Below are 231 nucleotides of genomic sequence, written 5' to 3'. Positions count from 1 at the left end.
TTGACCAGCCCCCCGTCGGTGTGCCTGGAACTGGCGGTCGCACCCAGCGCGATGGCCTGCAGCCGCAGGGGCGCGGGGTCGACGTAATGGGCGCCGCTGCGGCGGTTCTGGAAGGCCCGCCGGGGAATCCCGATCTGGGCCGCCATGGCGTGAAGCTGGGGGCGGGGGTGGGGCCGACGATGGGCCCCGCGCGCGCCGCGCCCCGGGGGTTGCGCCTCGGCGGTAATTACA

The 231-nt window shown here is 75.3% G+C and carries 1 protein-coding gene; it reads right to left on the bottom strand.

The window, feature by feature from the left end:
- On the bottom strand, positions 1-227 hold a 227-nt coding region (locus tag ACQG3P_RS25150; protein ID WP_426806561.1), incomplete at its 3' end, for a DUF4031 domain-containing protein.
- Positions 228-231: the final 4 nt, after the last annotated feature.

Origin of the sequence: Stenotrophomonas sp. SrG (genome assembly GCF_050031795.1) — a bacterium.
GTDB classification, from domain to species: Bacteria; Pseudomonadota; Gammaproteobacteria; order Xanthomonadales; family Xanthomonadaceae; genus Stenotrophomonas; species Stenotrophomonas rhizophila_A.
Note: the sequence above shows the minus strand (reverse complement) of the source record. Positions and strands in the feature narration are given on the sequence as shown.